The organism is Solibacillus sp. FSL K6-1126 (genome assembly GCF_038003445.1).
Lineage (GTDB): Bacteria > Bacillota > Bacilli > Bacillales_A > Planococcaceae > Solibacillus > Solibacillus silvestris.
In genome coordinates this window covers 1,549,628-1,575,421 of sequence record NZ_JBBOPD010000001.1, presented here as the reverse complement: position 1 = coordinate 1,575,421, position 25,794 = coordinate 1,549,628, and the positions used below count along the sequence as shown (strand labels likewise).

Genomic DNA, 25,794 nt, shown 5'->3' with positions numbered 1-25,794 from the left:
AATGATAAAAGAGATTCTCCTGTAAATATTGCAGTCAACATCACAAATTTTACGTAACGAGTCATCTCTCTAGAACAACGTTGGATGCAATTATTTTTTTATTTCAAAAAATGCTTTCACCTTTACTTCAGCAGATTCATTAACTGCTTCTGCCTCACAAATCCAGCAAGTTTCATTTTCATCGACAACACGGCCTTGTATAGTTATTCTTTCTCCTGGTCTTGTCATTGCTTTAAATCTCGTTGTGAATTTCTTCAGGTTCTTTACTTCAAACCATTGCCCAATTGCCTGCCCGACAAAGCCCATAACCAACATGCCATGTGCAATGACCCCGCCTAAACCCGCTGCCTCTGCAAATGGGACAACGGTATGGATCGGATTGAAGTCTCCGGATGCACCTGCATATCGAACGAGCTGCGTATGCGTTATTTCTTCCTTCTGTAAAGGTTCCAGCGTCTGGCCTATTTCCATAAAATAACCCCCTAATGCCTTTCGATAATCGTGGATCGACTGATTAAAACCGTTTCACCATGTTTATCCAAATAATCTTTTCGTATGATAAAGAAGTTCATCGCCGCTTTTGAATAAGCTTTTTCAATGACCCCATGTACTGTAATTTCTTCATCGGGAACGATTTCCCTGAAATATTCATACTCCTGCTCGCCATGGAGAACCTTTTTCATGTTTAAATTTAATAGCTCGGACGAGGAAGCACCTCCACCCCAAAAGTCGATTACTGTCGGGAATGTAGGTGGAACCGCTTCACCATTCAAATACTCCTCTTTCACATCACCAATCGCTTGGGCCAATTCTTTGATTTTTCCTTTTTCAACTCGAAAGGTGTAGGCTTCTAACTTCAGACCAACTTTTTCCTTAAGCCCTATACTCAAAAAATTACCTCCTCCAATTTAATTTGTCGTTATTTTCAGATATTTCAAATCAGATTACTAGATTGATACGGGCGGTGCTTTCTTCAAATATTCTTTATGAATTTGAGCAGCAATAATATTTTTTTGAATTTCAGATGTGCCTTCATATATTTTTGTAATACGTGCATCCCGATAATATCTTTCAACAGGGAACTCTTTCATATAACCGAGGCCACCATGAATTTGCACAGCTTTATCTGCTATGCGATTATAAATTTCCGAACCTAAAAGTTTTGCCATCGCTGCCTCTTTGATGACATTCATCCCCTGGTCCACCATCCATGCCACTCGGTACGTAAAGGATCTCAATGTTTCGATATCCAATGCCATTTCCGCCAAGTAATGTTGAATGATTTGCTGTTCAAAAATCGGCTTTCCGAACTGTTCACGCTCATGCGCATATTTGACGGATAGCTCAAAAAGCTTTTGCGCTGAGCCTAAGTTTCTCGCCGCGAGCCCAGCACGACCATTTGCCAAAATGGTTAAGGCATTGACATAACCTAATCCTTCTACACCAAGCACATTTTCGACCGGCACTTCACAATCCTCGAAGAAAATCTCAGAAGAATGGGATCCGCGAAGCCCCATTTTTTCTTCTGTTTTTCCAATGATTAAACCAGGAGCGCTTTTATCCACAAGGAAAGAAGTAATTCCTTTTGCGCCTTTAGTTGGATCGGTTACAGCCATTACCGTAAAAACCCCTGCAATCGGCGCATTTGTAATATACTGCTTCGCGCCATTCAGAATGTATTTGTCTCCTTTACGAACGGCCGTTGTTTTTAAAGCTGCTGCATGAGAACCCGCAGTCGTTTCAGTTAAAGCAAACGCACCAATAATTTCACCCGAAGCCATGCGGGGTAAATATTTTTGCTTTTGCTCTTCCGTCCCCAATTCCACAATCCCGACCGATCCAATTCCTGTATGTGCACCGATTACCGTCATATAACCGTTCGATGTACGGCCGATTTCTTCAAAAAGACTACATTTCCCGACCATATCAATGCCTGTACCACCGTATTCTGCAGGGATACTTAGACCGAACAACCCCATTTCTTTTGACTTTTCCATAATATGGTCCGGTATTCGGTCTTCACGATCAATCTCTCCTGCAAGTGGATCCACCACATTGTCTATAAACTCTCGAATTGTTTTTTTCATTTCGATTAAATCGGGTGGTAGCTGAAAGTCCATTTTTCTCTCTCCCTTCCAATTTAACAGTCCAAACAATTACACTAATGGGGCATACGGGAAAACTTGCGCACTAGCTTCAAGCGGTGTAAAACTTGATTGAAGCGAGCCTTTGATTGCACTTAAGCTATCAACGGACCAGCCTTTCGCATTGAATACCGAGCGAATCGGACGCGGCTGAGAAAACACCATAATTTCCTTACCTCGTACACCAAATATTTGACCGGAAATATCGGCAGCTTCATCCGATGCCAAAAAGGCAACTAATGGCGCAATATGAGCTGGCGAAAGCTGTTTCAGTCTTTCCACTCGCTCTTTTTCATCCTCTGTCTCTGTAGGGATTGTCCCGATTAATCGGCTCCATGCAAACGGGGCAATCGCATTCGATGTAACATTATACCGGGCCATATCTAACGCAGTACTTTTACTTAATCCGACAATCCCTAATTTAGCAGCTGAATAATTGGCTTGCCCCACATTACCGATTAACCCGGATGTGGAGGTGAAATGAATAAAACGCCCACTTTTTTGTTCTTTAAAGATTGTTGATGCCGCTCGTGTCATATTAAATGAACCCTTTAAGTGAACCGCAATTACTGTATCCCACTCTTCTTCGCTCATTTTAAACAACATCCGGTCACGTAAAATACCTGCATTATTCACGACGATATCTAAGCGGCCAAATCGTGATAATGCTGTGTCTATAATATTGGAAGCAGATTCATAGTCAGCAACGGAATCATAGTTGGCTACAGCATCTCCGCCAAGGTCCTGTATTTCCTGCACCACTTCATCTGCAATTTTTGTATCATTTCCTTGCCCATCGGATCCGCCACCTAAATCATTGACTACAACTTTTGCTCCTTCTTTCGCTAGAAGTAAGGCAATATCTCGTCCAATACCTCGACCGGAACCTGTGACAATTGCAACTTTATCTTTTAAATTCGACATAGTTAACATCCTTTCTTATTTGGCTCATTACACTAATTGTTTGTATTCTTCCGTAAGAGCAGCCCGGAATTTCGGATGCGCAATGGCAATTAGGTTTTGCGCCCGTTCACTTAAAGATTTTCCAAACAGTTTTGCAATACCATACTCTGTGACAACGTAGTCGATTTCAGACTTTAATGACGTCACGTATTTTGTATGAATCTTTATCCTGGATTCCGCTCCGTTTTTCGCCGTAGAAGGCAGCGCAATAATTGCTCTTCCACCTGAAGAAAGCTTTGAGCCGTGAATGAAATCCATTTGACCTCCAACCCCTGCAACAACATGGGAGTCCTCAACTTGCTCGGCATTGATTTGGCCGGACAGGCTTACTTCCAACGCCGAGTTAATTGAATAAAAATGACTTATTTTCGATATAATCGCTGCATTATGGGTGTAACTTACCGGATACAGTTCAACGCTTTTATTTTGATGACAAAACTTATATAAATCATTTGTTCCTGTAAGTGTTGTGCAAACGGTTTTATGCCGGTTGATCTCTTTTCGTTCATTTGTAATAACTCCAAGATTAATGAGCTGCATAATCTCATCGGAAATCGAACCCGAATGCACTCCTAATCCTGCTTTGGACTGGAGTGACCGGACAATACTAGCAGCGATTTTACCGACGCCAACTTGTATCGTCGCATAATCAGGGATTAGCGTTGCCACGTATTTACCGATAGCTAATTCTTCTTTAGCCGGATGACTGTTTGGAATCGTGAGTAACGGTCGGTCAGATGGAACAAACTTGTCGATCTGGGATACATGGACGAGAGTTTCTCCAGATGTATAAGGAAGATTGCTGTTTACTTCCGCAATTACAACCGTCGCTTCCTTTATCAATGTCTGTACAACATCTACCGAAAGACCAAGACTACAAAAACCGTTTGCATCTGGACGGGAAACCTGAATAAGTGCAACATCAATTTTCTCTTCTTTGATCCACCGGGGGATGTCCGAGAAATTTACAGGAACGTAATCACAATTATTATTTTCGTATGCTTTTTTCAATAAGGTTGAATTTAAGAATGTTCGAATTCTAAAGTGTGGGTGACATATGGGATCCGCATATTTACACGGACTCCCTAAAATGATGGTATATAATAAAATCTCTTGTAATCGCGCCTTTTGACGAATCAATTCTTCTACAAGTACTTGAGGTTCATTACACATCGGTGCCAAAAATATCGTTTGAGAGGATTCAATAAGTTGGATTGCGTTTTCAGCAGTAGTACATTTTTTTGTATAGTGGGGTTTCCAATCGGTATTGTTCATCGTGATCAGCTCCGGTTCCGTATCTACAACTGCATATTTTCAACAATTGTTGTAATACCAAGACCGCCGCCAATACAGAATGTAACTAGACCGTATTTTTCTCCACGTCTTTCCATTTCATGAAGCAGCTTCGTCATTAATACACCACCTGTGCCGCCAATCGGATGACCAAGTGCGATTGCGCCCCCATTTACATTTACTCGGTTTATATCCATGCCAAGTTCCTTGATGACGGCCAAGGATTGAGCTGCAAAGGCTTCATTTAATTCTATTAAACCGATTTGATCAAGTGTTAAATCCGCTAATTGCAATGCTTTTCTAGTTGCCGGGGCAGGGCCAATTCCCATAATTTCCGGTGAAACTCCTGATACAGCTTGCGCAATAATTTTCGCCTTAGGTTTTTTATCATACTGTGCAGCTGCTTCTTCCGACATAAGCATAATCACACCCGCACCATCATTACGACCGCTTGTATTCCCGGCAGTAACTGTACCGTTTTCTTTAAAAACCGGTTTTAATTGAGATAATTTTTCGATTGTTGTTTCCCTCGGATGTTCGTCTACTTTAAATTCGAGCGTTCCTTTTTTCGTCTTCACTTCAAATGGGACGATTTGATCCTTGAACAATCCCGTTTCGATGGCTCTTTTTGCATTCTCCTGGCTCCTTATGGCAAACTCATCTTGTTCACTTCGGGAAATGGCGTATTTTACAGCCAAGTTTTCAGCAGTCATTCCCATTGTTAATGCACCATATGTTTCAATTGGCTGGGCACGTGGTTGACTTTCAGTGTTCGAATCGAGAATTTCACCGTTTCCAGCACCGTAACCGTAACGGACATTCCGCAAATAGTATGGGGCTGTGCTCATGCTTTCAGCTCCACCCGCAATAATAATATCCGAAAGCCCACACATGATTTGCTGAGCACCGCTATTCATTGCCTGCAGACCTGAACCGCATTGCCGGTGAACTGTATAGCCGGTAATTTCAATCGGAAAACCTGCACGTAAAAGGGCTAAGCGGGCTAGATTAGGCGAATCAGTACTTTGCTTTGCTTGTCCGATAATGACTTCATCGATTTTATCCTTACCAATTCCGGTACGAACAGTAATTTCGTCCAACACTTTTGCCGCAAGATAATCTACCTCTACATTTTTTAATGTTTCGCCCATACGACCAACTGCTGTACGTACAGAGTCTATAATTACGGCATTTTTCATTGCGTCTCACCTCATTAATTCATATTACGTATCATGTGTTTATACTTGATGAAATAATTTCGGATTTATTACAGCCCCAAATTTTTGGCAATAATGACTTTCATAATTTCGTTGGAACCGGCGAAAATTGGTGTAACGGCAATATCCCGGAATCGTCTCGCAATCTTATATTCTTCCATATAGCCGTAGCCGCCATGTAATTGCATACACTCTACTGATATTTTGCGAGCCATATCCGTTGTCCACCATTTGGCCATTGATACTTCCGTCACGAGATCCTGTCCTTCTAAATGGCGTAAGATCAAATCATCCACAAATGTTTGGCCGATTTTTACTTGTGTCGCAATTTCCGCCAGTGTAAATTGTGTATTCTGGAATTTACCAATTGGTTTACCAAACGCTTCCCGCTCTTTTACATATTGCAACGTCAGATCCAGCATATCTTTTGCAGCGGTAATTGCCCCTACTGCCGTGAGCAGACGTTCTTGCTGCAATTTTTGCATTAAATACAAGAACCCTTTTCCTTCTTCCCCAAGAAGATTTTCTGCAGGTACTCGTACATTTTCAAAAATCAGTTCTGCTGTATCCTGACTATGCATACCAACCTTGTCTAATTTTCTTCCACGGGAGAAACCTTCCATCCCTCTCTCAATGATCAATAGGCTTACCCCATTATGGGCAGGTACCGCTTTTGGATCTGTTTTACAGGCGATGATGATGACATCGGAAAGAATTCCGTTCGTAATGAATGTTTTTTGACCATTTACAATATAGTCTGATCCATCTTTCACAGCAGTCGTCGTCATTTTTTGTAAATCAGACCCTGCACCCGGTTCTGTCATCGCAATTGCTGAAATCCATTCACCGCTTACAAACTTCGGAAGGTATTTCATCTTCTGCTCTTCTGTTCCAAAAGAAGTGATATACGGTGTTACGACATTGCTGTGCAGACCAATCCCACTTAAGCCGCCGCCGACTTTTGATAATTCCTCGGACAAAACAATATCAAAGATAAAGTCTAAGCCCGTCCCACCGTACTTTTCCTCTACGCTTGGACATAAAAATCCTTGACTGCCTAGCTTCAACCATAATTCACGCGGTACAATACGATCGTTTTCCCATTGTGTAAAATAAGGATCAATTTCTTTTTCTACAAATTTTCTAAGAGAATCCCTGAACATAATATGATCATCATTAAAAAATGTACGGGACTCTTTTCTAGATTTCGCCAATGTTTTATTCATTGAATTCACTCTCTCTTCATCATATTTTTAACACCTTTTTATATTGAAAGCGATTACAAATCTTTAAAATATGAATATCGCCTTTATTTAAATTCTCTCAATAATTGTGGCATTGGCCATGCCCATTCCTTCACAAATCGCAAGCAGGCCGTAACGTTGGTTATTACGCTCCATTCGATAAAGCATCGAAGTTAATAATTTCGTTCCGGTTGCGCCAAGTGGATGACCTAGCGCAATTGCACCACCTTCCGGATTCAGTTTCGACAAATCCGCTCCCAGCTCTTTTGCCCAAACTATTGGTACTGGAGCAAATGCTTCATTCACTTCATACGTATCGATCTCTTCAATCGTTAAGTTTGCCTTTTGAAGGACACGTTTTGTCGCTTCAATTGGGCCTGTCAGCATAATTGTCGGGTCAGAACCTACGACAGTACGCGCGATGATTTTTGCCATCGGTTTCACACCGAGTTCCTCTGCCTTATCACTGGACATAATGAGTACAGCCGACGCACCGTCACTCATTTGTGATGAAGTTCCGGCAGAAATAAATCCGTCTTCTTTAAACAGCTTCCTTAAGCCTTGCAGAACTTCAACGGTTGTTCCGGGTCTCGGGCCTTCATCGGTATCCACATCACCAATCGCTACAACTTCATCGTTAAAGTAGCCGGCTTTGATTGCTTCACTGGCACGTTGTTGGCTCAACACAGAATATTCATTAATTTCCTGCTCTGTTAATTGCCATTGTTCTGCAATTCGCTCTGCGGATAAACCTTGGTGGATCAACTCATATTTTTTAATACGGTCACTTTTACGCGTACCCTCCATATTGGATCCCATCGGTACTCGACTCATGCTTTCAATACCACCCGCAATGACAATGTCCATATCGCCAGAAATAATCGCTTGTGCCGCAAAATGCACTGCCTGTAAACTCGAGCCACATTGCCGGTCAATCGTTACACCAGGCACTTCAATCGGAAAGCCTGCCATCAGTGCGGCAATTCGTGCGATATTTCCGCCTTGCTCCAATGTCTGGGAAACACAGCCGAAAATAACATCATCTACAAGTGCCTTTTCAATTCCTGCTCGACTTACTACCTCCTCCAGTACATCTGCAGCTAAATCATCTGCTCGTACTTCTGCTAAGACGCCATTTCTTCTGCCTACCGGTGTTCGTGTTGCAGCGACGATTACGGCTTCTCTCATACACTCATTCCCCCTTAGTATATTGGGTGGCGAATTGCTTAGATCGCCTCATAAAAACTCTAAAATCGTTTCGCTTTCCCAAAATCCACTATATGTTGCTTATACAAAAAGATTACAACCTATTAAGCAATTGAATATCTGTCTCTTAATTTATATAGATAATCAGGTGAAAATATTCTCAACAATTTAGTACTTTTAAATAGTAAAATTAACTGATACCACGATTAATGTTATGGTTTTAATAACAAATCATAATTTCACTTTATATTCCAATATAAGTTAATACATCACATCAGACGGTAATTAAAATATCTATTCATTGTGTTATATGTAAAATGAACATTAATTCCAATAGTGAATTATTATGAAACAAATAGAGTTTTTCGAGTATATCGATGGATTTTGAAAAGTATTTTTCTTTACTAGGATATTTATAATTATTTTTTAAGCCATAATAAAAAGGCATCATCCATTTGAATTAATCAAAATAGATGATGCCTGAGTATATTTATTCAATTTTAAATTGTTCTGCTTATTCTTTTATACTTCCATCTTTGGAATGAAAGCGTAATAAATCCCCATTAACAACTTTATCTGAATAGTGAAGTTTTTCTTCTACCATCGCTTTTAATTTATCTGCTGTTTCCATTTTCGATTCATCGAGCATTTCGCCTGTTTTCGGATCGTAGTATTTGCCGTCCAATGAATAGATCGTCGGGCTGACAAAATTACCGTTTCTGAACGGAACGATTTCGCTATGCTCTTCCGATAGCAGGTCTGTCCCAAAATGAATATTGTTTTTCGTTTCAACACCAAGTAAATGCAGTACTGTCGGAAGAAGGTCTATTTGGCCACCATACGTATGGTTAACCCCGCCTTCCATACCCGGCACATGAATAAAGAGAGGCACACGCTGTAAATCGGCATTTACAACAGGTGTCACTTCTTCACCAATAATTTGTTCCATCGCTTTATTATGGTTGTCGGAAATTCCGTAATGGTCTCCGTACATCACAATCATTGTATTTTCATACAGACCGGATTCTTTTAAATACGTAAAGAACTGTTCAATTGCTTCGTCAGCGTATCGAGCTGTCTGGAAATAATTATCGACACTCGTATCACCTGTCGTCGCTTTCCCGATCGACACTAAATCCTGGTCAATCTTATATGGGAAGTGATGGGCAACCGTGATGAATTTTGTATAGAATGGCTGCGGCAATGTTTCTAGCAAGCTTTGCGACTGCTCGAAAAATGGTTTATCCATTAAACCGTACTCCGCCATATTTTTCGAATCGGCTGTATCATATGAACTTTCATCAAAAAATTCATCATAGCCAAACTGATTATAAATCATATTTCGGTTCCAGAAGCTGCCATTATTACCGTGGAATACTGCAGACGTATACCCATAATCTTTTAGAATCGATGGTGCGGCTTCAAACGTATTTTGTCCTTTCGTAATAAAGGCCGAGCCTTGTGGCAATCCGAATAAAGAATTCTCTAACATAAATTCAGCATCGGACGTTTTGCCCTGCGCTGTTTGATGATAAAAGTTATCGAAATACATTGTATTTTCATTTTTAACCAATGAATTTAAAAACGGTGTAACTTGTTCGCCTTCAAGCTCATAGTCAATTAAAAATGACTGCATAGATTCCAAATGTAAATAAATAACATTCATATCTTTTGCTTTACCAAAATACTTCTCGTTTGGTTGAGATGAAAATGAATTTGTATAGTTTATTATTTCCGCAATATCACTGCTGTCAGCTGAAGCACGCTCTGAAGATGCTTCAAACGTTTTAACAGAATCATAAATTGAATAATTGTACATTCCTAAATATTTTACGATATAACTGCGGTCAAAGCCTCGGCTCAATAAATCCGGGCGATCTGCTTCCGCTAATTGCAAGTTAACAATAGACAATATAATTGCCGCAGCCACAACTGCTACCGGCATTTTGAATCCGATTTTGCCGGATTGGAAATTAATTTTTTTTGAAAAACGAATATAGATCAACACGAAAATATCCACAAAAAATAATACATCATAAGGTTTTAATAAAGTTAATACACTGCCGCCTAAATCCCCGAAATTTTGTGTTTGAGATATCGTAGGTAGTGTAATAAAATCGCTGAAGAAACGATAATATACAGCATTTGCAAATAAAAGAATTGTCATCAACGTATAGATGAAGATCAATACTGTCAGTTTTCTTTTTCCTTTAAACAGAAATGCAACTGATAAAAATAGTAGCGCAGATCCCAATGGGTTGATCAATAAAAGAAACTGTTGGAGCGGCCCCTCAACACCCAGCTTAAACTGCGTCACTTGTGTAATGTAAGTTTTCGCCCATAGCATTAAAACGGCCAGAACGAAAATCGCTAGGAAATTATTTAATAAGCTTTTATTTTTTACTAAGTTTTTCACCTTGTAATCACTCTTTCTATTCAAAACATTTTTCCCTTTATATAGAGAAAAACAAGATTTAATATATCAAAAAAACATTAACCTATGCAACTATTATGTAACGATGTCCGATAGCAATTGTTGCCAGGAAATGTTGTTCTTGAACAAAAACAGTAAAAAAATGGAGGTTGCCTAAGCAAATCCCTCCATTTTTTAGGTCTAGCTATTAATATTGTAGCTTTCTAATCTTATTTAGGAAAAACTTTTTTAAAGCGGTCACAAACAGTCAGCATTTCCTCGGTAAATTCCAGACCTTGCGCTGAGAGTTCTCTGCTAAAAAACGCGACATGTGCTTCCTTCCATTCCTCATAAGTACCTTCTCCTTCTGCCAAAGCAAAATCAACAGGTACTTCATTGAATGGGTATATTTCAATAGAATAGGATTGTATGATCGCTACCGGTTCATCCTTACTGTTTAAAACAATTTGATAGTCCCCAATTTCCGGTAAACTTTCCCCTTCTCGTTCATACAACGGAAAACTCGAGCAAGTTGCGGTTTTAGTGCCCTCCTCGACAAGTCCTGCAAGCCAATCCGCCTTTTCACCAAATTGAAATGCTTCTTTATAACGGATATTTTCCATACCTTCCGAATCACAATAATGCTGCCAATATGCTTCTATATTATTCATTTGCTTAACTCCTTTTGTTTCGACTGCGCCCATTCAAATGGACCATCATGAACGGTTAGCTGCTGATTTTCCAGCCAAGCCGTTCTCGTAAATAGTTTTTGCAAAAAATAGCGGTCATGGCTAATTGCAAGAATGGTTCCTTCAAAGTTCTCCAATGCTTCTTCAAGCGCTTCTCTCGACTCAATATCAAGATGGTTCGTTGGTTCATCCAAAACGAGAACATTGCATTTTTGAATCATTAATTGAGCTAGTCGAAGCCTCATTTTTTCCCCGCCGCTTAGTTGATCCACTTTTTTAAATACATCATGACCGTAAAACAAAAATTTGGCGAGCATATGCCGAGCATCAAATTCCGTTAGCGAAACTTGCTCTCGGAATGCATCGATAAGACGCTGCTTGCCGTTCAATTGGTCAAACTGCTGTGCAAGGTAACCGATTTTTAAATTGCTCCCTTGTCTTGCCTCTCCATCAACAGGCGCAATTTCCCCTAATAGAATTTTTAATAACGTGGATTTTCCCGTACCATTATTCCCAACAATAGCTACCCTATCTTGAAAATGTATCGATAAATCAACATCCATAAATAAAAAGTCATGTTCAAACCCGTGGGAAATGTTTTTCAGCATAAACACTTCTTTGCCAGTCCGGTCTTCGATTTTCAATTGTAAATTCATATGGCGCTCGGTTTTTGGCTTCTTGACGATTTCCATTCGTGCCAGCATTTTCTCCATTACTTTCGCTTTACGGTATAAATCAGGATTGGGAGGAGACGCTTCATTCGCCCATTGTCGTAATCGGCGAATCGCCTCTTTCATCTTCTGAATCTTTTTTTGCTGTTCTTCATATGCCGCAAACTGTTGCGCTATTTTTGCTTCTTTATTATTAATGTACTGATCATAGTTACCCTTACTTACCCAAATTTGGCCATCTTCAATTTCTGCCACATACTGAACAATTTTATTTAAAAACATCCGGTCATGCGAGATCACAACAACGGTACCTTTGAAGTATTGCAAATAATCTTCAAGCCACTGTGTTGCAGCAAGATCCAAATGATTTGTCGGTTCATCCAACAGCAAAATATCAGGCTGCTGCAATAAAATTTGAGCGAGCATTACCTTTGTTTTTTCTCCTCCGCTCAGCGCATCAAAAAGTTGATCTAATAACTTTGTAATCGCGAGTCCATTGGCGATCGATGCGATTTTCGCTTCGATTTCGTATCCGCCCTTTGCTAAATAATGCTCTTGCAGCTCACCGTACTGATTTAAAATCTTCTCCGATAAATCAGTTGCCATCTGCTTTTCCAAATGAGCTAAACGGTCTTTAATTTGATGTAATTCAGCAAATGCTTTTGACAATACATCAAAAACGGATGTATCCGTGTATCGGGGAATTTGATGCAAGTAGCCGATTGTTTGACCTTTCGATTTTATGATCCGTCCTTCATCCGGCTGTTCAATGTCTGCCAGCACTTTAAATAATGTCGTTTTTCCGCTGCCGTTTCGACCGACAATTGCGATACGTTCACCAGTATTTACTTCTATAGAAAGATCCTTAAAAATGGTATTGCCACCGATAATTTTCGTAATGTTTTCTGCTTTTAACTGCATATTTCTACGCCTCCATGGGCGCAGCTAAAAAACAAAAAGACTGCTCATTAACGAGAGCAGTCTTTTCAGTATTGGTGAAAAGAATGAAGTTAATTAGCTACGCATTATTTTTAAATTGTCTAAAAAAGGACACACCTATCCCGTTAGACCCAAATTTAAAAGTAATGACACGTGCAAAATACATAGCTGTATCCACTTTTACACCTGTCTCAATCGCCAACTTCTTCATTCCGTTCACCTCCGTCCATTTGAATTGTTCTAATATTACCATATTTCAATAAATATGTACATACTGGAAATGAGTGCTTATTTTTGGGACGGGATTCTACTTTTCGGCGGTTTCGTTCTACTTTCTGGTTGAGATATTCCACTTTCTCACTCAAACTTTCTACTTTCCTCTCTACTTGTTCCACTTTCGAGCCCTGATGTTCTATATCCGCCTTATCCTCCTCCCCCGATCAAGAAAAGCCGCAACTTTTATTTTCCCTTTTTATAAATTTGCGTTACGATAATAAGTGGATGCAATTTAGAATGGAGGAAGTTTTCCTTATGTCGAATAAAGCTTTACAAAAAGATGCAATGCGCGTATTAAAAGAGACGAGCCGTACATTTTTTATCCCCATTACTTTTTTAGATAAAGAATTAAAATTAACGGTTGCCTCGGCCTATTTAGCGATGCGAGCGATTGATGAAATTGAAGATCATGAAGATGTTTCCAATGAAATGAAAAATGCAACATTATTAAAAGTAGCGGAATTATTGAAAGCCTCTGTCTTCGATAACAATGCTTACCTTGATGCCTTGGCACCTATAAAGGACAAAATGCCTGAAGTGACACTACGTCTTGCAGACTGGCTGGAAGTTTGCCCTAAAGGAGCTTTCTCTATTGTCACATCTGCGACGAGTGAGATGGCGGAAGGGATGGCAAAATGGGCGCTCGCAAATTGGCAGGTGCATACGAAAGAAGACTTGGACGACTATACCTACTACGTGGCTGGTTTAGTCGGTGTCATGCTTTCGGAGCTTTGGGAATGGAGTGCCGGCACGAAAACAGACCGTGAACTGGCAATCGGCTATGGTCGCGGGTTACAGGCAGTAAACATTCTACGTAATGAGCAGGAAGATTTGGATGAGCGCGGTGTCAGCTTCGTACCCGATGGCTGGACGCGTGCTGAACTATTTGCTTATGCAGAGGAAAACCTGGCAAAGGCCGACCTTTATATGAAAGATTTAGATAAACGTTCGATTAAATTATTCTGTAGACTGCCTTTAGCATTGGCGCATAAAACATTGCAGGCCATGAAAGAAGGACGAGAAAAAATGTCCCGCTCAGAAGTTGAAGCGACAGTTGAAGAAATCCAGGTAGACTAAAAAGAAGTGTGTTGAGGGGTTCTCCCCCAACACACTTCTTTCTTACATAATAATGGCAATTGCGATACTGCAAATTGCACAAAGCACTACATAAGTAAATGAAATAATATGACGACGCTTTTCTCTTCTTAACCAAAACTCCAATAATCCACGAACTATAAATAAAATCATAATGAACGCAAACAATACAGAATATAATGTTTTTTGGTCAAATAGATTAATAGTTACATACGATAAAAACATGAAACATAGGAAGATTTCCAAGAAGAGATGCCAAATCCCCACATACTGATCCATAAATTTCTCGTTTTTTGGGATGTTATATTTTTTACGTAAGTTTAAATCGAGTAAACCTGCTCCAAAAAATGCGATGATCACTACTACAATTAACACAAGCGACTTCCCTTCTATATCTCTGTTTGTAAATACTGCTGTCGTAATTCTTCAGGCACTAAATCGCCGCCTGTTGACCATATAATATGTGTGGCGTTTTCCATTTTATCTGTAAGCCCATGCTTTTCAATGTATGAAGTGCCCTGCATCATTAATTCGATCGGACCATAAACTCCCGCATGTGCTGAAGGTTCCATAAAAATGTTTTCCGTCTCAAACATACCTTTTAAACTTCTAAATAAAAAGCTGTCATCCACAGTATAACATCCGCTTATAACGGATTCCATCAATGTTCCGACAAATCGTGAAGGCCGCCCTACCGCCAATCCGTCAGCTTCCGTCCGATTGGACAATCCAATATCATTCACACTAATTTTGTCATGCATACCGGTCATCAATCCTAAAAGCATACATGGTGATGCAAATGGTTCTGCAAAGAAAATATGAATATATTCACCGTAAATTTGTTTTAAAGTATAGGCAATTCCTCCAGGCGCACCGCCAACACCGCAAGGCAGATAAACAAATAACGGATGATTTGCATCGACTGTAATTTTTGCTTGCTGTAGCTGTTCTTTCAGGCGCAGACCCGCTACTGAATATCCTAAAAACAGATCGATGGAATTTTCATCATCAACGAAATGGCATGTTGGATCCTGTTCTGCTACTTGGCGGCCGTTTTCCACGGCAGACGTGTAATCAGATTCGTATTCGATTACTTCTACTCCTTTTTCGCGCAGCAGTTCTTTTTTCCATTCCTTTGCCTCTATCGACATATGCACCGTTACCTGGAAGCCAAGCTCTGCGCTAATAATACCGATACTCAGACCTAAATTGCCCGTTGACCCGACCGCTACTTTATATTGACTAAAAAATTTACGGAATTCTTCACTATGGAAATTTGCGTAATCATCTTGTTCTGTTATCATACCGGCATCGATTGCCAGCTTTTCGGCATGACTCAACACCTCGTATATACCGCCACGCGCTTTAATCGAACCGGCGATCGGTAATGCATGATCACATTTAAGCATTAATTTTCCGGGAATATTAAAACCGCGTCTTCCTTCTATAAGTTTTTTCATCGACGCAATTTCTTTTAATTCCGATTCAATAATACCGTCTGAAAATTTCGTAATTGGAAATGCGACCTTTATATAAGAAGAAAAACGCTTCAATCTATTTTCTGCGTCCTGGATCATATCGAGTGTTACTTGTTCGGATACTTGACTATCTTTAGCTACATTTTCATTTTCCCAAAATACGTATTGTTCGGATTGCAGCTTTTCAATTAACGGAAAGCGCGCTTTTAATGCGTCTAAATTTAAGATTTGCTGATTCATTTATGATTCCTCCTTCTCAAAAATCGCACGTTCACAAATTTGTCGAAATTTTGTTTCAAAAGCCAAATTATTTTCTTCCGTGCGCTTTTTCGGTCCTTTCGTACGTCCCCCTGCACGTCTTATTTTCGCACTTTCAAATCGAAATGCCAACAGTTGATCTATGTTGTCTGACGTCAGTTCTTTCCCGTTGTGATTGATCACAATTCCACCTTTTGCTATACACATCGCAGCAAGACCATAATCTCCTGTTATGACAATATCTCCTCTCTTTAAGACACTGAGGAGCTTAAAATCAACAGAATCTGGTCCCTTGTCGACAATAATTGTTTTTGCACCCTCCCGTTCCATTCGATGTGATGTATCGCAGAACAAGATTGGTCTTATCTCATATCGAGATGAAATAAACAGCGCTAAATCAACAACCGGGCAAGCATCTGCATCAATTAATAGTTGTAAAATAGTTCATCATCCTTTCCAAAAGCAACTCCAAATCATTATATCAATATAATAATTGAAAACGTTTTCTCTTTTTTAACATCGATTTCACACAGTGATGTTACATAAAATATAATTGAATTGTTTGATAATTCATACTAATGTATACTTATTAATCCATTTGGGGGTATAGACATGACGACAATGACAACAACGAGTAATGCACAGCAATATGTTGATGGAGTGTTTGAAAAATTAAAATCTAAGAACGCACATCAATTAGAATTCTTACAAGCAGCGGAAGAAATTTTCCTTTCTCTAGTTCCTGTATTCGAACAACATCCTGAATACATTCAACATAACATTTTAGAACGTATCGTTGAGCCCGACAGAATCATCTCTTTCCGTGTCGCTTGGCAAGATGATCAAAACCAAGTACAAGTAAACCGCGGATACCGTGTTCAATATAATAACGTTATTGGGCCATATAAAGGTGGTTTACGCTTCCATCCTACTGTAAACGAATCTATTATGAAGTTTTTAGCCTTTGAACAAATTTTCAAAAACGCTTTAACTGGTCAACAGATCGGCGGAGGTAAAGGCGGTTCCGACTTTAATCCAAAAGGTAAATCAAATGCAGAAATTATGCGCTTCTGCCAAGCATTCATGACAGAATTATACCGCTATGTTGGTCCTGATGTCGATGTTCCGGCCGGAGATATTGGTGTAGGTTCACGCGAAGTCGGCTATTTATGGGGGCAATACAAGCGAATTCGCGGTGCATATGAAGCAGGTGTATTAACAGGTAAAAAACCTGGCTACGGCGGTTCATTAGCACGTACAGAAGCAACAGGATACGGTTTAGTATACTTTGTTGAAGAAATGCTTCGTGAAGCAAAACTTTCAATTAACAACAAAACAGTTGTCGTTTCAGGATCTGGAAATGTAGCAATTTATGCAATTGAAAAAGCCCAGCACTTTGGAGCGAAAGTAGTGGCCTGCTCAGATTCTTCAGGTTACATTTACGATCCGGAAGGCATTAATTTAAAAATTGTTAAACAGTTAAAAGAAGTTGAAGGGAAGCGTATTAAAGAATATGTAAATTATCGTCCAAATGCTCTTTATACAGAAGGCTGTGACGGTATTTGGACAATTCCATGTGATATCGCCCTTCCATGTGCGACTCAAAATGAAATTAACGGCGATCAGGCTCGTACGTTAATTGCAAATGGGGTAAAAGTCGTTGCAGAAGGTGCAAATATGCCATCGAATTTAGATGCAATCAATGAGTTTTTAGCGAGCGATGTATTATTTGGTCCTGGTAAAGCAGCAAATGCAGGTGGTGTTGCCGTATCAGCACTTGAAATGGCTCAAAATTCCGGCCGTAATTACTGGACTTTCCAGGAAGTTGATGAAAAACTGCATAGCATAATGAAATCAATTTTTAAAGAAAGTTCGGATGCAGCGAAAAAATACGGTTATGAAGGCAATTTAGTTGTCGGTTCAAACATTGCCGGCTTCATTAAAGTAGCAAACGGTATGCTTGTAGAAGGCGTTTATTAATTAACAAAACCCGCAATTTCCTTCGATTAAGGAGGGTAGTGACCCCTTAAAGTTAGAGTTTTTATTATGCAGCTAATTGGCTGGTATGAGTTCGGTATTTTACCGGGCTCATGCCGGCCAGTTTTTGTTTAATTCGATCATTATTGTAATAACTGATGTACTTCACAATTTTCTTCTGTAACGCTTCATAGGAAATCAATACTTCCCCATAATACATTTCTTGTTTGAGTATGCCAAAGAAGTTCTCCATGGCCGCATTGTCTGCACATGTTGCTTTACGAGACATGCTTTGGAAAATCTTGTTTCTCTTTAATGTTTTCACCCATTTGTTATGTTGATAATGCCACCCCTGATCCGAATGAATCGTTGTTCGATAATTCGCCTGCTCATGAATAATCGGAAGTGTTTGGTCAAGTGCCTCCATTACGAAATCGAGTGTAGGGCGTTTCGACATACTGAAACCGAGTATTTCACCGTTGAATAAATCCATGATGGGACTTAGATACAATTTTTCATCATCTGTACACTTAAATTCGGTTATGTCTGTTACTAATTTTTGAAGGGCATTTGGTGTGATAAAACGTCTGTTTAATCGATTCTTTGCGACCTTACCCACAGTTCCTTTATAAGATTTATAACGAGATTTACGCCCGAATTTCTCACATTTCAAATTCATTTCATTCATGATTCGCTGTACTTTTTTATGGTTGATTATGTGTCCTTCTGCCTTTAATTCTGCGTGAATTCGGCGATAGCCATATCGACCCTCATGTTTCTCAAACGTCTCTAAAATCAATGTTTTCCATGCTTTATCCGGATCTTCCTGATTCATTTGTTTGATATGATAATGATACGTTGCTTCTGGAATGTCCACTCGTTTTAAAATATCTATCAATCGGAATCCTTCTTCTTTGAGTCCAAAGGTAATCGCTGCTTGTGCTTTTCGAGAAAGGCATCCGGATTCTCTCGAAAAGCCTTCAACTTTTTTAAATACGCAACCTCCAAACGAAGCAGTTCATTTTCGCGCTCTAACTGTTCCTCACGTGACAGTTCTTTTTCTTGCTTCTTTTGTGTAGTTTTTGATTTTTTAGACATAGATGGGCGCCCCTTTGCTTTTTCTTGCAGGCCCTCTATCCCTTCTTTTAAAAATTTACTGTACCAATTTGCGATTAAACTTGGATTATTCATATTAAATTGAATCGCTGTATCTAGATAAGAAGCACCTGTTTGTTTCATAAAGTTTAATATATCTAATTTAAATTGAACAGAATAAAACTGCTTCTTTTTCTTAATCGATAGGCTACCTTGACCAAATTCTTTAAAAGCACGCACCCAACGTCTTACTTGAGATTCTTCAGCGACGCCATGTTTCCTAGCTGTTACTCGATAACTTAATGAACTACTCAGGTAGTCTTTAACCACCATCAATTTGAATTCTTCGCTATATTTAACCATAGAAAAACACCCCAAAAGTTAGTTTTTTAACTCTAACTTTTGGGGTGCAGCACCGAGTATTGCGGGTTTATTTTTTTAACGTACTACTAAAACATCACATTTGGCGCTGCGTACAACATTTTCCGATACAGAGCCGAGTAGGAAGCGTTCTGCACGGTTTAAACCAGTTGCTCCGACAATAATCAAATCGGTATCGGCCAAGTTCGTCAATACTGCTTTCGGCGACCCTTCTTCAACTGATACTTGTACATTTTTAACGCCGGCTTGCTCTGCTATAACCTTGTATTCCTTTAACTGATCAAGAGTTTTTTCCGTTAGAGCCTTTGCATACTTTAGATCATATGCTTCCACTGAGCCGAAAGAATGTGTATCAATTACACTTACTAAATGCAATGTGGCATCTGTCAATCGAGCAACGTTCATACCGCGCTCAAAAGCAACTTTAGCTTTTTCCGAAAAGTCTATTGCCACAACAATATTTTTATACGTTTTTAGCATCTAAATCACTCCTTGTCTAAAATTAGTATAACAAATGTTACCATTACAATGTAAACAAAGGGGCACACTTCCCATAAGGTTAGACGTCTTTCTTCAAAATACGAACATTTTTATGTTATTAATATAAAATCATTCGTGTTATAATAAATCTGAAATTACTATTGGAGGTATCTCACGTGGAATTAATTTATACAGGTAAAACAAAAGATGTATTTAAACTAGAAAATGAACTTTTTTTATTAAAATTCAAAGATGATGTAACTGGAGAAAATGGTGTTTTTGATCCAGGTGCAAATACAGTCGGTTTAACAATTGATGGTGCCGGGCTTGCCGGGTTAAAACTTACTTCCTTCTTTTACTCTAAATTAAATCAATTAAATGTACCGACACATTACGTAGAGGCAAATTTTGATGAAGCGACAATGACGGTTAAACCAGCAACTGTTTTCGGAAAAGGTTTGGAAGTTATTTGCCGATTTAAAGCAGTCGGTTCTTTTTTACGCCGCTATGGTGCTTATGCAACAGAAGGTCAGGATTTGGATTCATTTGTAGAAGTAACAATTAAAGACGATGAACGACTCGATCCTCCTATTTCAGAGGATGCACTCGCAATGCTTGGTATTTTAACTCATGACGAATATACAATTTTGAAACAACGCACAATCGAAATTTCAAAATTTGTTGCGGCTGAGTTAGAGAAAAAAGGATTAACACTTTATGATATTAAATTGGAATTTGGCCGAGATGCAAAAACAGGTGAAATTTTACTGATCGATGAAATTTCAGGCGGTAATATGCGTGCATATCAAGGTGATACATATATTGAACCATTACAATTAGAAAAGATTATGCTTGCTGAATAATTTCAAATATTTTTAATACTTTTCATCAAGCGCTAGAGGGACATTCCGGACTATCCGGTATGTTCCTTTTATTTTTACCCCCTTCCCTTTTTCTATATAAAATGCTACACTTACTTTTGTACTTCAACGCGTTGAAGCGCGAAACTACATAGCGAGGTCTAATCATCATGAATGCAAAACAACATGTAAAACCACATTTTTTTGAAGCACTTATTTTAATTTTATTTATTATTGCACTCATCTCTTATAGCATTATGAAACTCGGCAGTGTCCCGCATATTCCGATTTTCATAGCCATTATTATACTGATCATGTATGGTGTTCTGCGAAAAGTACCGTACCGAATCATGGAGCAAAGTATGATTGCTTCTGTTTCAACAAGTATAGGCGCAGTTTATATTTTTCTGTTGATCGGTGTTTTAATCAGCAGTTGGTTAATAAGCGGGACAATTCCTACACTATTGTATATAGGTCTTTCAATCATTACTGCGAGCTTTTTTTATGCAGTTGTCTTCCTTATTACAAGCATTATCGGCACAGCAATCGGCAGTTCGCTTACTACCGTTGCAACAGTTGGTGTTGCAATGCTAGGAGTTGCAAGTTCTATAGATGCTTCGCTTGCGATTACTGCAGGAGCGATTGTTTCCGGAGCATTTTTCGGGGATAAAATGTCACCGTTGTCCGATACGACGAACTTGGCGGCGACTGTTGCCGGTATTGACTTGTTTATGCATATTAGAAATATGATGTTCACGACCATTCCGGCATTTATTATTTCGCTCATCGTATATGCCTGGATTTCTCCCAAAAGCCAGCATATGGACACAGAGCTTATTACAAGCTTTAAAGAAACACTGCTTGCAACAAATCTAATTCACTGGTATGCAATCATTCCGCTTGTCGTTCTTATTGTGTGCACGATCTTTAAATTACCAAGCCTTGCTACATTAGCGATAAGTGCTATTTCCGGTATTGTGTTATCTTACTTCCACAGCACGATCCCGTTAAGCGAACTGTTTGCAATTTTATATAACGGCTATTCAATGGAAACAGGAGTCGACGCAATTGATTCATTACTGACTCGAGGCGGAATGAACAGTATGCTGTTTACGATTATTTTGATTGTGCTGTCCCTTTCTATGGGCGGACTGCTATTTACGCTTGGTATTATCCAAACATTGCTGCAGGCGCTTCAAAACCAGTTGAAATCGGTCGGATCTGTTATTACGGGAACAGCTTTTACAGCAATCGGAATTAACGTTACAATCGGTGAACAGTATTTATCGCTGTTATTAACAGGTGAAGCATTTAAGGAAAAATTCAAAGCCGTTCAGCTTCATCCGAAAAATTTAGCCCGTACAATTGAGGATGCAGGTACTGTCATCAATCCGCTCGTTCCATGGAGCGTGTGCGGTCTGTTCATTGCTTCTACATTGAATATTTCTGTCATCGACTATTTACCGTTCGCATTCTTTTGCCTGTTAAGTCCAGTCATTACGATTTTGTTTGGCTGGTTGAATATTACGATTACGAAAATCAGCAATAATTAAAAGATCGCCTGCTCCGTTATAGAACGAGCAGGCTTTTTATTTTCCCGCATTCCCACTCCCCCATCAAATTAATCGATAATTCTGTTTACATATATATCATAAAGTGATATATTGTTTTCAGACATATATATCACTTTATGATATATCGGGAGGTGACATAGTGAAAAACAATGAGCAATTGACCGATTCAATGTTTCATATTATGGCCGCATTAACAACGCCCCAACACGGATACGCGATTATGAATTTAATTGAAGAAACATCAAAAGGGAATATTTCAATCGGTCCAGCTTCAATGTACACGATTATAAAAAAACTTTTACAAAATGATTGGATTTATTTATACGACGATACGGATTCAAGGCGTAAAGTGTATTTACTGACGCAAAAAGGCAAAACCGTTTTAAAAGAGGAGTTAACAATTAGAAAGCTGATGATTCAGTTAGCTGAAAGAGGAATGGAGGATGAAGTATGACAAAAACGAAGTATATGATGTCTGGTGGATTAGCATTTTCTGAGCAAAAGGATTTGGAAAAATTGCATAAACTTTCGCTTGAAGGTTGGCATGTCCGAAGTTTTTCATTTTTAGGCTACACACTTGAAAAAGGTGAATGTGCTGATTATGTATACAGTATAGATTATCGAACACTGGAAAATACGGATGAAGAATACTTTGAACTTTTCAAAGATGCAGGCTGGTCACTTGTGGATTCTGCAGGTGATATCCATTTATTTCGTGCTGCTCCCAACACGAAGCCGATTTACACAGACCGTGATACAACGATTGAGAAGTATAAAAACCAAGTAAAACCATTACAACTTGCTTCGTTGATACTTGTTCCAAGTACAATCATTTCTTGGATGATTACACAACAAGCGTTTGGCATCATTCACACAATTTCCTTTATATTAGCTCTTCTAATTACCGTAATTACGATCCCTTTACTCTGGACTGCACTGACTGCATTCGGGAATCAATGGAAAGCAGAAAACAAAAACGGTTTCGTTATAGCTAGGAAGTTGATCCCTGCTATCGCAGTATTAATTGCGATTTTTGCATTGTTACAATCGGACTTAAAAGCAGTACAGATTGTAGCTGCTGCTGTCATTGGTGCAACCGTCTTTGTAGCGTTTATTTCCTTATTAATGTCTCTTTATCATCTGATTAAAGTCAGGAAAGCATAATATATTAAGGAATCGGTTGAGACAGAACTAGAATCCAGTGAATAAAGCTCCCCAGAGTAGAAAAGCAGCAATTTTCTCAAAAGAAAATTGCTGCTTTTCATTTTTCCCTAAGTTTTCAGCATGCTACAAACTAAACTGCAATTCGCTTCCCGAAAATTGCCTTTAAAAGAGGTGGTGTCACAATTGTTGTTACGATAATTACAATTATAATGGACGTATAGTAATTAGCCGGCAGCAAGCCACCTTCAAGTCCCATTGCAGCCAATATTAGTGCAACTTCGCCTCGCGAAACCATTCCAGCACCAACACCCATCGATGATTTCGTATTGAATCCGGCTAATTTTGCACCTAATCCAGAGCCGATAAATTTCGATACGACTGCTATAATGGAAAACACGACGATAAACCCGATTTGATCGCCAATTCCATCGAATGAAACGGCTAACCCGATACTGACAAAGAAGAATGGAACAAAAATCCCGTATGCAATCGGCTCAACCTTATGCTCAATTTCATTTTTAAATTCTGTTTGTGCAATCGCAATCCCCGCAAAGAAAGCACCAATAATACCTGCTATACCTAGGAATTCTGCAAAATATGACAAGCCAAAACAAATAATCAGGCCAGCGCTTAATATCGATTCTGTAACTTTAAATTTCTTAAATATTCTAATGAAGTGTGGGATAAACCATTTTGCAAGCACAATCAAGATGGCGAAGAATAATACTTTCTTACCGATCAATACACCGATATTTGTATCAGAACCGGCAAAGAAACTCATCGCAATTGCGATTAAAATAACGACTACAATATCATCCAATACGGCCGCACCGAGTAATGTTGACCCTTCTTTACTATTCAGCCAGCCAAGCTCTCTTAATGCCTGTACCGAAATACTGACAGATGTAGCAGAAAGTAATAAACCAATAAAAATGGATTCTCCTACAGACATTCCGTAATACTGTGAACCTGCATAACCTAAAATAATCGGCAGGATAATACCACCTAAAGCAACATAAATCGCCGCTTTTTTGTTTCTATTCATTTCCTGAAGATCCGTTTCAAGACCAGCTAAAAACATTAAAAGTAAAACACCTATTTGACTAAATACGGTCAACAGTTCAGTATCATGAACCCAACCAAGAAGGGCTGGACCAAGAATAATACCAACAATTATTTTCCCCAGTACAGATGGTTGCCCAATTCTTGCAGCAAGATTTCCAGCGAGCTTCGTAGCAAATAAAACTAACGCAATTTGTAAAATAAACATAAATTTCCCCTTTCAATGCAAAAAAGACAAGGCGGTGCCATAGTTGACTATGGCTCCACCTTGTCTTGCACTTATTATTTAATTTAATGTTCTTAGCTTTATTTTAATATAATTACCCTCGCTATTGCAAGTATATTCTATATTAAACTATGCTAGTATTCTTATTTCTACCTTATCCAATCCCCAAAAACATCTTTAATTCAGGCATTTGTTTTTGTGCCTGTTCATAGCCCACCGCATAATTGGCTTTCATTTGATCGACTTTGCTTTCAAAGCTTTTGATTGGGCGGTCCGGCTTAAAAATGAATGCTTCCTGATCCGTCTCTTTTTGAGCGATATATTGCATTGTTTCATTATACATATCCGCACGATGTCTCATTGCAGCCGCGAGTCTTGGGTAACGTTTTTGGAAAAGCTTCGTTGCCCACTGATTCGTTTTCGAGGCACTTTTTATATAGCCAGGTTCCCTCGTCAAAATTAGCAAATGCTTGTTATATCCTTTTTCGATGGCACGTTTAATTGGAATCGAATCGGATAGTCCCCCATCATAATACGGAACATTGTCAATTTTAATCTCGGGAAAAAGTATTGGAATCGCACATGTTGCCTGAAGTATATCACATGTTTTTGTCATACTATGCGCACTTTTATACTCTACCTTTCCGGTATATGCATTCGTTAATCCGAACTCCACCTCACCCGGGTAGTTGTAATAAGCATCCCAATCAAATAAATCAAGCTGATTCGGCACAATATTATAGGCAAAATCCAATCCAAAAAGACTTTTTTCTTTTAAGAAATTTCGCGCTCCCATATAGCGTGGATCATTGCGATACGTCGTTAACACACGCATTGTCCGTTCAGGCTGATTTGACATATAGGACACCGCGTTAATGGCACCCGCTGAAATCGCTGCAATATACGGCATCTTTATTTGTTCCTCCATTAGAGCATCTAAAACTCCTGCTGTGAAAACTGTTCGAAATGTACCGCCTTCAAGTATTAAACTACAATCCTTTATTTCATGCATCATCGTCACACTCTTTCCCCTATTTCCATCTTTCCTCTATTTTACTATATGCCTTAAATAATATAAAAAATATTTCT

Annotated in this window: 26 protein-coding genes; 6 read left to right on the top strand and 20 right to left on the bottom strand. The window is 39.1% G+C overall.

Going from position 1 to position 25,794, the window contains the following annotated elements; all coding sequences use genetic code 11:
* Positions 1 to 90: 90 nt before the first annotated feature.
* The 12 genes from MHH44_RS07610 to MHH44_RS07555 all read right to left on the bottom strand — a co-directional run bounded on the left by MHH44_RS07610 (position 91) and on the right by MHH44_RS07555 (position 12,990).
* Positions 91 to 471: a MaoC/PaaZ C-terminal domain-containing protein gene (locus MHH44_RS07610; RefSeq protein WP_008404768.1), complete on the bottom strand. Its 381-nt coding sequence runs from the start codon at positions 469 to 471 to the stop codon at positions 91 to 93.
* Between the two features lie 11 nt (positions 472 to 482).
* Complete coding sequence (locus tag MHH44_RS07605) at positions 483 to 890, bottom strand: FAS1-like dehydratase domain-containing protein (RefSeq protein ID WP_008404771.1); 408 nt, start codon at positions 888 to 890, stop codon at positions 483 to 485.
* A 57-nt stretch (positions 891 to 947) separates the two neighbouring features.
* Positions 948 to 2,120, bottom strand: a complete 1,173-nt coding sequence (locus MHH44_RS07600; protein ID WP_008404772.1) for an acyl-CoA dehydrogenase family protein — start codon at positions 2,118 to 2,120, stop codon at positions 948 to 950.
* 36 nt (positions 2,121 to 2,156) lie between these two features.
* Entirely contained in the window at positions 2,157 to 3,068 is a 912-nt protein-coding gene (locus tag MHH44_RS07595) for an SDR family NAD(P)-dependent oxidoreductase (protein WP_008404773.1), read from the bottom strand.
* Positions 3,069 to 3,095: 27 nt separating this feature from the next.
* Complete coding sequence (locus MHH44_RS07590; RefSeq protein ID WP_340798194.1) at positions 3,096 to 4,382, bottom strand: acetyl-CoA hydrolase/transferase family protein; 1,287 nt, start codon at positions 4,380 to 4,382, stop codon at positions 3,096 to 3,098.
* 23 nt (positions 4,383 to 4,405) lie between these two features.
* Positions 4,406 to 5,599, bottom strand: a complete 1,194-nt coding sequence (locus MHH44_RS07585) for a thiolase family protein (protein ID WP_340798193.1) — start codon at positions 5,597 to 5,599, stop codon at positions 4,406 to 4,408.
* A gap of 68 nt (positions 5,600 to 5,667) precedes the next feature.
* On the bottom strand, positions 5,668 to 6,843 hold the full coding sequence (locus MHH44_RS07580; protein WP_008404776.1) for an acyl-CoA dehydrogenase family protein: 1,176 nt from the start codon (positions 6,841 to 6,843) through the stop codon (positions 5,668 to 5,670).
* 87 nt (positions 6,844 to 6,930) lie between these two features.
* Positions 6,931 to 8,049 carry a thiolase family protein gene (locus MHH44_RS07575; RefSeq protein ID WP_340798192.1) on the bottom strand — a complete coding sequence of 373 codons (1,119 nt, stop codon included), beginning with the start codon at positions 8,047 to 8,049 and terminating at the stop codon, positions 6,931 to 6,933.
* A gap of 532 nt (positions 8,050 to 8,581) precedes the next feature.
* Entirely contained in the window at positions 8,582 to 10,483 is a 1,902-nt protein-coding gene (locus MHH44_RS07570; RefSeq protein ID WP_340798191.1) for an LTA synthase family protein, read from the bottom strand.
* A 227-nt stretch (positions 10,484 to 10,710) separates the two neighbouring features.
* On the bottom strand, positions 10,711 to 11,151 hold the full coding sequence (locus MHH44_RS07565) for an ASCH domain-containing protein (RefSeq protein ID WP_340798190.1): 441 nt from the start codon (positions 11,149 to 11,151) through the stop codon (positions 10,711 to 10,713).
* Complete coding sequence (gene abc-f / locus MHH44_RS07560) at positions 11,148 to 12,761, bottom strand: ribosomal protection-like ABC-F family protein (RefSeq protein WP_340798189.1); 1,614 nt, start codon at positions 12,759 to 12,761, stop codon at positions 11,148 to 11,150. Before abc-f ends, MHH44_RS07565 begins: the two co-directional genes overlap by 4 nt.
* A 97-nt stretch (positions 12,762 to 12,858) precedes the next feature.
* Positions 12,859 to 12,990: an RAxF-45 family protein gene (locus MHH44_RS07555; RefSeq protein ID WP_008404783.1), complete on the bottom strand. Its 132-nt coding sequence runs from the start codon at positions 12,988 to 12,990 to the stop codon at positions 12,859 to 12,861.
* 320 nt (positions 12,991 to 13,310) lie between these two features.
* On the opposite strand from MHH44_RS07555, the gene MHH44_RS07550 reads away from it, so the two are divergent.
* Positions 13,311 to 14,132 carry a squalene/phytoene synthase family protein gene (locus tag MHH44_RS07550; protein WP_340798188.1) on the top strand — a complete coding sequence of 274 codons (822 nt, stop codon included), beginning with the start codon at positions 13,311 to 13,313 and terminating at the stop codon, positions 14,130 to 14,132.
* A gap of 42 nt (positions 14,133 to 14,174) precedes the next feature.
* On the opposite strand, the gene MHH44_RS07545 is transcribed toward MHH44_RS07550, so the two are convergent.
* The 3 genes from MHH44_RS07545 to MHH44_RS07535 are packed head-to-tail and all read right to left on the bottom strand — an operon-like array spanning position 14,175 to position 16,327.
* Positions 14,175 to 14,525: a DUF4181 domain-containing protein gene (locus MHH44_RS07545; RefSeq protein WP_008404785.1), complete on the bottom strand. Its 351-nt coding sequence runs from the start codon at positions 14,523 to 14,525 to the stop codon at positions 14,175 to 14,177.
* Positions 14,526 to 14,539: 14 nt separating this feature from the next.
* The gene (locus tag MHH44_RS07540; protein ID WP_340798187.1) at positions 14,540 to 15,868 is read right to left on the bottom strand and encodes a D-serine ammonia-lyase; all 1,329 of its coding nucleotides are present in this window, start codon (positions 15,866 to 15,868) and stop codon (positions 14,540 to 14,542) included.
* Complete coding sequence (locus MHH44_RS07535) at positions 15,869 to 16,327, bottom strand: YaiI/YqxD family protein (RefSeq protein WP_039966605.1); 459 nt, start codon at positions 16,325 to 16,327, stop codon at positions 15,869 to 15,871.
* A gap of 171 nt (positions 16,328 to 16,498) precedes the next feature.
* Between MHH44_RS07535 and gdhA the strand changes: the two genes are divergently transcribed.
* A complete protein-coding gene (gene gdhA, locus MHH44_RS07530) occupies positions 16,499 to 17,866 on the top strand; it encodes an NADP-specific glutamate dehydrogenase (RefSeq protein ID WP_340798186.1) in 1,368 nt (455 codons plus the stop codon).
* Positions 17,867 to 17,930: 64 nt separating this feature from the next.
* Here the strand turns inward: gdhA and MHH44_RS07525 are convergent, their stop codons facing one another.
* From MHH44_RS07525 to MHH44_RS07515, 3 genes are all read right to left on the bottom strand, one after another.
* Positions 17,931 to 18,794 carry an IS3 family transposase gene (locus tag MHH44_RS07525; RefSeq protein ID WP_340799483.1) on the bottom strand — a complete coding sequence of 288 codons (864 nt, stop codon included), beginning with the start codon at positions 18,792 to 18,794 and terminating at the stop codon, positions 17,931 to 17,933.
* Complete coding sequence (locus MHH44_RS07520) at positions 18,758 to 19,321, bottom strand: helix-turn-helix domain-containing protein (protein WP_340797817.1); 564 nt, start codon at positions 19,319 to 19,321, stop codon at positions 18,758 to 18,760. Before MHH44_RS07520 ends, MHH44_RS07525 begins: the two co-directional genes overlap by 37 nt.
* Before the next feature lie 75 nt (positions 19,322 to 19,396).
* A complete protein-coding gene (locus tag MHH44_RS07515; protein WP_008404789.1) occupies positions 19,397 to 19,819 on the bottom strand; it encodes a universal stress protein in 423 nt (140 codons plus the stop codon).
* A 176-nt stretch (positions 19,820 to 19,995) separates the two neighbouring features.
* Here MHH44_RS07515 and MHH44_RS07510 point away from each other — a divergent pair, with 176 nt between their 5' ends.
* The 4 genes from MHH44_RS07510 (at position 19,996) to MHH44_RS07495 (ending at position 23,417) form a co-directional block, all read left to right on the top strand.
* Positions 19,996 to 20,682 carry a phosphoribosylaminoimidazolesuccinocarboxamide synthase gene (locus MHH44_RS07510; RefSeq protein ID WP_014824260.1) on the top strand — a complete coding sequence of 229 codons (687 nt, stop codon included), beginning with the start codon at positions 19,996 to 19,998 and terminating at the stop codon, positions 20,680 to 20,682.
* A gap of 167 nt (positions 20,683 to 20,849) precedes the next feature.
* Positions 20,850 to 22,232: a Na+/H+ antiporter NhaC gene (nhaC, locus tag MHH44_RS07505; RefSeq protein ID WP_340798185.1), complete on the top strand. Its 1,383-nt coding sequence runs from the start codon at positions 20,850 to 20,852 to the stop codon at positions 22,230 to 22,232.
* A gap of 160 nt (positions 22,233 to 22,392) precedes the next feature.
* Positions 22,393 to 22,707, top strand: a complete 315-nt coding sequence (locus MHH44_RS07500; RefSeq protein ID WP_014824262.1) for a PadR family transcriptional regulator — start codon at positions 22,393 to 22,395, stop codon at positions 22,705 to 22,707.
* Positions 22,704 to 23,417, top strand: coding sequence for a DUF2812 domain-containing protein (locus MHH44_RS07495; RefSeq protein ID WP_340798184.1), 714 nt, complete (start codon positions 22,704 to 22,706; stop codon positions 23,415 to 23,417). Before MHH44_RS07500 ends, MHH44_RS07495 begins: the two co-directional genes overlap by 4 nt.
* A gap of 130 nt (positions 23,418 to 23,547) precedes the next feature.
* Here the strand turns inward: MHH44_RS07495 and MHH44_RS07490 are convergent, their stop codons facing one another.
* Entirely contained in the window at positions 23,548 to 24,687 is a 1,140-nt protein-coding gene (locus tag MHH44_RS07490) for a cation:proton antiporter (protein ID WP_008404798.1), read from the bottom strand.
* A gap of 172 nt (positions 24,688 to 24,859) precedes the next feature.
* Complete coding sequence (locus tag MHH44_RS07485) at positions 24,860 to 25,720, bottom strand: patatin-like phospholipase family protein (protein WP_008404800.1); 861 nt, start codon at positions 25,718 to 25,720, stop codon at positions 24,860 to 24,862.
* Between the last annotated feature and the right edge of the window lie 74 nt (positions 25,721 to 25,794).